The sequence below is a fragment of the Halomonas sp. genome (genome assembly GCF_041689495.1).
Taxonomy (GTDB): domain Bacteria; phylum Pseudomonadota; class Gammaproteobacteria; order Pseudomonadales; family Halomonadaceae; genus Halomonas.
The window spans coordinates 1-6833 of the sequence record NZ_JBDNGD010000356.1; the positions used below are offsets into that span (position 1 = coordinate 1).

The window sequence follows — 6833 nt, forward strand, 5'->3', positions numbered from 1 at the left end:
CGGCGACCGCCTGGGCTGGTACCTGCCTCAGGGACTGGATGCGCTGGCCGAGCAGAGCCGGATGTGGATGGAGAGTGACAAGGGCCAGGCCGCCGTCGACAGCATGGAACAGGCCTATTACGCCTATATCGACGAGTTCGATTTCGTTGACCTGCGCGAGCTCAACCGCCGCATCGAGGAGCGGCTGCCAACCTATATCGACCATTTCCTCCAGGCCGAACAGGCTACCGGCATGCCGGCCGACCTGCTGGCGGCTCTTGCCTATCAGGAATCTCACTGGGATCCCCGGGCCGAGTCACCCACCGGCGTGCGGGGCATGATGATGCTTACCCGCAACACCGCCGAGTCGCTGGGCGTCGATGATCGCCTCGACCCGGCCGCCTCCATCGAGGCTGGTGCCCGCTATTCCCCGCAGATCCAGCACCGACCGCCACGCTACGGGACAATGGCCAGGCTACCCTCGTACGGGGAAAGTGCTTATGCTCCCCCCCTCCCGCAATGGCAATGGAACAAGACCCACCAGATGAACACAAGCAGCACCACTCAAACGACCCATGCAGCGACCGAGCAGTTCGATGCTGCGCTGGCACGTCTGGCGAAGGACCGTAAGGCCAATCCCGCTGCCTCCAATACTGAAGTGCTGGAGGCGGCCCGCGTGTTGATGACCACTACGGGAGGCCTGGATGCCCTCTATGCAAGAGTGGCGTCACTGGCCCGACCAGCGCCAGTCGCGACGATCCGGGGTTGGTGGTTTACCACGAGCGACTGACGAGCATGGACGATGCATCGCTGGCCGAAGAGGCCTTTGCCTTCGCCGAGGCGATGCACAAAACGGGCCTCGTCTCGCCCTATCATCCCCTCCTGCTGAGACACCTGCGCGGCCATCGGGATGACCTGATCCCCGACGCCCTGGGACTGAGCATGACGGGCAATGATGTCATGCAGTGCTATACGCAACTGGTGTATGCACTGATCGACGAGGCCGCTTACCCGGAAACCAGCCAGGCCGTCTACGGCCTGGCCCTGCTGCTCGAACGCGGCACCCTGTTCACACCTCCGGTCGCATCGGCGCTGTGGCGTCAGATTACCCTTGTGCTGTGCGATGATGCGTCGCAGAAGCTGACCAGGGTGTTCGGCGATGCGCACTCGCCCCGGGTGTTCCTGCTCGCCGGGGTAATGAGCCTGCTGGGCCAGCCACTCGGCGTCGGCCAGGGCAACAATCCCACATGCCAGTCGGTGATCGGCCTGTCGATGTGGGCCTACAACGACCCGGACTATCTCCTGCAGTTGATCGCCTGGGCGGCCCGTGACGACGAGATCATCATGCGTTTCGAGGGCCAGCGGGTCTCCTCGAAGGGGCTGGAGCCGGGCCTGGCCAAGGAACCGCCCATGGACGTCGACCCTGTGTCGCTGATCCTGGTGGCGCACCTGGACCGCGTCTACATCGAGATGGGACGACTCTGCGGCGAACGCGACGATGACCTCCACCGCTGGATCAATCCGGAAATGTACGGCTGGTGGGTGGGTCACGGCTTCCGTGTCGTGGCGGACAGCCAGACGGGGGATCTCGTCGACCATGAAGGATTCATCCGGCATTTCTACGCCTGTTATCACCCCTTCTATAACGGCAACCTGGAGGTTATACACCCGCAACCAGCAGGGATCGCCGTCACCGACAGCGCGGCGCGTTTTGTGGGTCGACACGCGATCACCATCCTTCGCGTCGCCCTGGATTCGGACAACCAGATGCGCGTCTATTTCTTCAATCCCAACAACGACAGTGGTCAGGACTGGGGCCAGAATATCCACTGTGCCACCCAGGGGCACGGCGAACGACACGGCGAAGCCTCCCTGCCGATCGACCAGTTTGTCTCGCGGCTCTACGTCTTCCATTACGATCCGCTGGAACTCGGCGACCCGACCGCGGTATCCGCGCAGGAAGTGGCACACATCGCCGAGCTGGCCATCGGCAGCTGGGCAAATCAGGAATGATCCCCTGCAGCGACGGCGACTTAAGCCGAACCTGTCCCGACTACGGAAAGGCTGCTTTCAACACCGGTACCCCTGCGGTCCGGGCCGCAGGGGGCAATCTGGGGTGCTTTCCGGTGAAGCGGGCGCCGGGGGCCGGCTCAGAACAGGCTCATGCGCTTCATGATTCCATCCTGCTTGACCAACCAATGGAAGAGCGCACCAGCGATGTGCAACACCAACAGCCCCAGAATCGCCCAAGCCAGCCAGTGCAGCAGGCGGTGGGGATAGGCATAGCGATCATGTTCGGACATGGTGTTCTCGCATGTGTGTAGGGGACGAACCAAGCCTAGCAGGCTGTCGGACTAAACGCTGATCGGCTGCCACTGTATCGAGGGCGAGGTCGATACTCGCTCAGCGTTCGGCAAGAGTGGTCAGCTTGGGGAAAGCCTGTATGATAAACGAGCAACATCATTCAGAGACGGAGCAGACATCACGATCGATCATTCTTTCCAAGCCAGCCGAGGAGGTTCTCATGAAGGTCTACAAGCCTGAGTGGCACTGCACGTTTCGCGTCAACGAGGGTGTGGAGGAATCAGCCAGTTGGAAGGAACGAATCGCCTGGCGCCTGAGAGCCATGGCCGACAAGCTGGATGGTGGTGGTAGAACGATCCGGATCGACTACAGTATCTTCCCTCGGGTGAGCCGCCAGGATATAGACAGCTGCCTGGGCAAGGGCTTCGAAGTGACCCAGAGCCTGCTCACCCAACTGGCCCACCAGGCGGCCTGTGAGGACGTCATGCGCGATGCCAAGGCGGAGCTGTTCGAGGAAGGCTATCATCATTAAGGCTACGAGCATCATCAAGGCTTCAAGCATCGAGGGATGATACGGTCGAACATGCGAGTCGCCGCGATGCACCACACCCCACTCCGCCCTGGCGGGATGGGGTGTTTTGATTGGCGGCCCCGGGGTCATATGCAATGACCCGATACGATTCAGCTCCCGAAAGAGAAAGACTTGCTCATGGCGGCGGAGGCGCTTATTATCCCCCCGCCGACGCATATTGCCCTCGGTAGCCATGATCACAGCGCCTCGGGATGGATGCCAGAGACGCCCAACAGACGTTGAGGTGTAACCCTATGGGTATTCGCTCCCATCTACTGCCGGCGTTTTGCCTGGCAGGCCTGCTGATTACCGGCGCCGCCGGGGCGGCTCAGGCCCACGAAGAGCACGAAGAGACCGTCGAGACTCAACAGGGGGTAGCCTCCTTCTACGGCGATCGCTTCCAGGGCCGACCCACCGCCAGCGGAGAGCCCTTCGACCAGAGCCAACTCACCGCCGCCCATCCCAGCCTGCCCTTCGGCACCCGGGTACTGGTGACCCGCCGGGACAACGGACGCGAGGTGGAAGTGCTCATCAATGACCGCGGCCCCTTCGTCAAGGGACGGATCATCGACCTTTCCAAGCAAGCCGCCAGGGAACTAGGCATGATCAATCGCGGCGTCGCACCGGTGATGATCACCTCCATCCAGGAATCCTGAAAAACCGGGGCGCTTCCCGCTACGATACGGCCGTCGGCCTCGTTGGAAGCGCCCTAGCTCGCCATATCCACTACCACCCTTCCGCGTATCTTGCCTTCCAGCAATTCGCGGGCGGCGGGAATCGCCGCCTCCAGGGCGATGGTTTCGGTGATGGTTTCCAACCGATCCGGATCCAGCAGTTCTCCCAACCGGCGCCAGGCCTCCACGCGATCATCGAAGGGGCGCATCACGCTGTTGATGCCCGCCAGAGTAATCCCGCGCAGGATGAAGGGTGCCACCGAGGCCGGAAAGTCCAGCCCCTGGGCCAGGCCGCAGGCCGTCACGGTACCGCCGTGGCGTGTGCTGGCACAGACGTTGACCAGGGTATGACTGCCGACGGCATCGATGGCACCGGCCCAGCGTTCCTTGGCCAGGGGGCGACCGGGTTCGGACAGGGTGGCGCGGTCGATCACCTCGCGAGCGCCTAGCGCCTCGAGGTAAGCCTTCTCTCCCATGCGCCCCGTCGAGGCCACCACCGCATAGCCCAGTTGGGAGAGCAGCGCGATGGCGACACTGCCCACTCCCCCGCTGGCGCCAGTCACCAGGATCTCGCCCTTGTCCGGCGTCACTCCGTGACGCTCCAGCGCCATCACCGACAGCATCGCCGTGTAACCGGCTGTGCCGATGGCCATGCTCTGGCGGGCGGTAAACGCCGTGGGATGAGGGATCAGCCAGCGGCTGTCCAATCGCGCCTTCTGCGCGAGCCCGCCCCAATGTCCCTCGCCGACGCCCCAGCCATTGAGCAGGACGGCATCGCCCTCCTTGTACTGATCGGATCGCGAACTCTCGACCCTGCCTGCCAGGTCGATGCCGGGCACCATCGGGAACTTGCGCACCACCGGCCCCTTGCCGGTGATCGCCAGCGCATCCTTGTAATTCAGCGTACTGCAGTCGACGCTCACCGTAACGTCGCCTTCCGGCAATTGCGCCTCGTCGAGGCGCTTGATTCCAACCTGCTGGCCTTCCTCGGTCTTCTCTATCAGGATCGCGTCGAACATGATATCTCCTCGTCTTGGCCCACCGCCGATGGGATTGGACCCTCATCATGCATCAAGGGCCGGCCGGGACGGAACTGGAAAAAAAGCAAATCTATGTTGCACTGCACAAGAATAGGGTCTATGATTAGCGACATCAGGGCAGACAACAGATTCAGGGCAGACAACAGATGCCGCCCGATAACCACCCTTACTAGAACCCAGGAGGTTCCACCATGATGAACATGTTCAATTTCGACACCAAGCAGTTCGATACCAAGCAACTCGAGAGCCTGTTCGTCGGTCCGGCTCGCGCCTATGCCGCCCTGGCCGTCGACTTCACCGAGAAGCTGGCCACCGCCCAGTACGAGGCCACCAGGGCCTACGCCGAAACCAGCTTTGCGCAGCTGCGCAACCTGGCAGACGTGAAGGATGCCGAAGGCCTGCGCGCCTACATGGAAGGCCAGCAGAAAGTGGCTACCGACATGACCGAGCGCCTCAAGGGCGATGCCGAGAAAGTCGTATCCCTGCAGAAGGACTTCGCAGAGAAAAGCCAGAAGCTCACCGAAGAGAGCAGCAAGCAGGTGCAGGAAACTGCCACCCAGGCCGTGCAGGATGCCCCCAAGGGCGTCGCGACCTCCAAGGCCGCTGCCAAGACTGCCTGAGGCTGACCGCTGCTTCGTCACGAAGCAGCCAGCATGACCTGAAAGGCCGCCGATCGATGATCGGCGGCCTTTTTGCATGAAGTCCCTCAACCCGAACAAGCCCCACCACAACGAATGGACGCCCGTCAGACCGAGACAGGCAGGAAAGCCGTTCACCTGGGACCGTCATAGATAAAACCTATCGGATTGGTTCGAAAAACATCTTAAACCAATGGATTGGAATTGATGTAAGGTCCTACTGTCAGGGTGAGTACCACCGCACTAGCAACGGGAGACAGAAATGGGTGATCAACAGAAGACCGGCCTTTGTCCGGTCATGCACGGCTCCAACACCAGGTTGGGTGGCCGCGGCAACATGAACAAGGACTGGTGGCCGAACCAGTTGAACCTCAACATCCTTCACCAGCACCATCCGAAGTCCAATCCGCTGGCCGAAGACTTCGACTACGCCGAGGCGTTCAAGTCACTCGACCTGGCAGCGGTCAAGAAGGACCTGGCCGACCTGATGACCGACTCTCAGGACTGGTGGCCCGCCGACTATGGCCACTACGGCCCATTCTTCATCCGCATGGCGTGGCACGGCGCCGGCACCTACCGCACGGCCGATGGCCGCGGTGGCGCCTCCACCGGTAACCAGCGCTTCGCCCCAATCAATTCCTGGCCGGACAACGGCAACCTGGACAAGGCGCGCCGCCTTCTCTGGCCGATCAAGCAGAAGTACGGCAGCAAGCTCTCCTGGGCCGACCTCTTCATCCTGACCGGTAACGTCGCCCTCGAGACCATGGGCTTCAAGACCTTCGGCTTCGGCGGTGGCCGCGAGGACATCTACCAGCCGGAAGAGGACATCTACTGGGGGGCCGAGGAGGAGTGGCTCGCCACCAGCGACAAGCCGAAGAGCCGCTACTCCGGCGAGCGGGAGCTCGAGAACCCCCTGGCCGCCGTGCAGATGGGCCTGATCTACGTGAACCCGGAAGGCCCCGACGGCAACCCGGACCCGCTGGCGTCCGCCAAGGACATACGCGAGACCTTCGTCCGCATGGCGATGAACGACTACGAGACGGCGGCACTGACTGCCGGCGGTCACACCTTCGGCAAGACCCACGGTGCGGCCGATCCGGATAAGCATGTCGGCCCGGAACCCGAAGCCGCTCCCCTGGAGGAAATGGGCCTGGGCTGGAAGAACAGCTTCGGCAGCGGCAAGGGGTCCGACACCATCACCAGCGGCCTGGAAGGGGCCTGGACGCCGACGCCGACGAAGTGGGACATGACCTACCTCGACGTGTTGTTCGGCTACGAGTGGGAACTGACCAAGAGCCCAGCCGGCGCCCAACAGTGGCAAGCCAAGGGTCTCGCGGACAAGGACCATGCCCCCGATGCGGAGGATGCCTCCAAGCCGGTTCACCTCATGATGTCCACTGCCGACATGGCCATGAAGATGGACCCGGAGTACCGCAAGATCGCCGAGCACTTCCACAAGAACCCGGAAGAGTTCGCCGATGCCTTCGCCCGCGCCTGGTTCAAGCTGACCCACCGCGACATGGGTCCGAAGGATCGCTACCTCGGCCCGGAAGTACCGGCAGAGGATCTGATCTGGCAGGACCCGGTGCCCAAGGGCAACAGCGGCTATGACGTCGAGGCGGTCAAG

Annotated in this window: 8 protein-coding genes; 6 read left to right on the forward strand and 2 right to left on the reverse strand. The window is 62.4% G+C overall.

What is annotated here, in order from left to right; genetic code table 11:
• Both ACESMD_RS11215 and ACESMD_RS11220 read left to right on the forward strand, forming a co-directional pair.
• A partial coding sequence (locus ACESMD_RS11215) for a transglycosylase SLT domain-containing protein (protein ID WP_372613163.1) occupies window positions 1-769 on the forward strand: 769 nt, incomplete at its 5' end.
• A 5-nt stretch (window positions 770-774) separates the two neighbouring features.
• Entirely contained in the window at window positions 775-1992 is a 1218-nt protein-coding gene (locus ACESMD_RS11220) for a hypothetical protein (RefSeq protein WP_372613165.1), read from the forward strand.
• A gap of 137 nt (window positions 1993-2129) precedes the next feature.
• Here ACESMD_RS11220 and ACESMD_RS11225 read toward each other — a convergent pair whose 3' ends face one another.
• The gene (locus ACESMD_RS11225) at window positions 2130-2282 is read right to left on the reverse strand and encodes a cytochrome b/b6 domain-containing protein (protein ID WP_372613167.1); all 153 of its coding nucleotides are present in this window, start codon (window positions 2280-2282) and stop codon (window positions 2130-2132) included.
• Between the two features lie 221 nt (window positions 2283-2503).
• On the opposite strand from ACESMD_RS11225, the gene ACESMD_RS11230 reads away from it, so the two are divergent.
• Entirely contained in the window at window positions 2504-2815 is a 312-nt protein-coding gene (locus ACESMD_RS11230; protein ID WP_372613169.1) for a hypothetical protein, read from the forward strand.
• A gap of 293 nt (window positions 2816-3108) precedes the next feature.
• Complete coding sequence (locus ACESMD_RS11235; RefSeq protein ID WP_372613171.1) at window positions 3109-3510, forward strand: septal ring lytic transglycosylase RlpA family protein; 402 nt, start codon at window positions 3109-3111, stop codon at window positions 3508-3510.
• Between the two features lie 53 nt (window positions 3511-3563).
• Here ACESMD_RS11235 and ACESMD_RS11240 read toward each other — a convergent pair whose 3' ends face one another.
• Window positions 3564-4547: an MDR family oxidoreductase gene (locus ACESMD_RS11240; protein ID WP_372613173.1), complete on the reverse strand. Its 984-nt coding sequence runs from the start codon at window positions 4545-4547 to the stop codon at window positions 3564-3566.
• A 212-nt stretch (window positions 4548-4759) separates the two neighbouring features.
• Between ACESMD_RS11240 and ACESMD_RS11245 the strand changes: the two genes are divergently transcribed.
• Together ACESMD_RS11245 and ACESMD_RS11250 are read left to right on the forward strand one after the other, a co-directional pair.
• Window positions 4760-5188, forward strand: a complete 429-nt coding sequence (locus ACESMD_RS11245; protein ID WP_372613175.1) for a phasin family protein — start codon at window positions 4760-4762, stop codon at window positions 5186-5188.
• A gap of 280 nt (window positions 5189-5468) precedes the next feature.
• On the forward strand, window positions 5469-6833 hold a 1365-nt coding region (locus ACESMD_RS11250; RefSeq protein WP_372613177.1), incomplete at its 3' end, for a peroxidase family protein.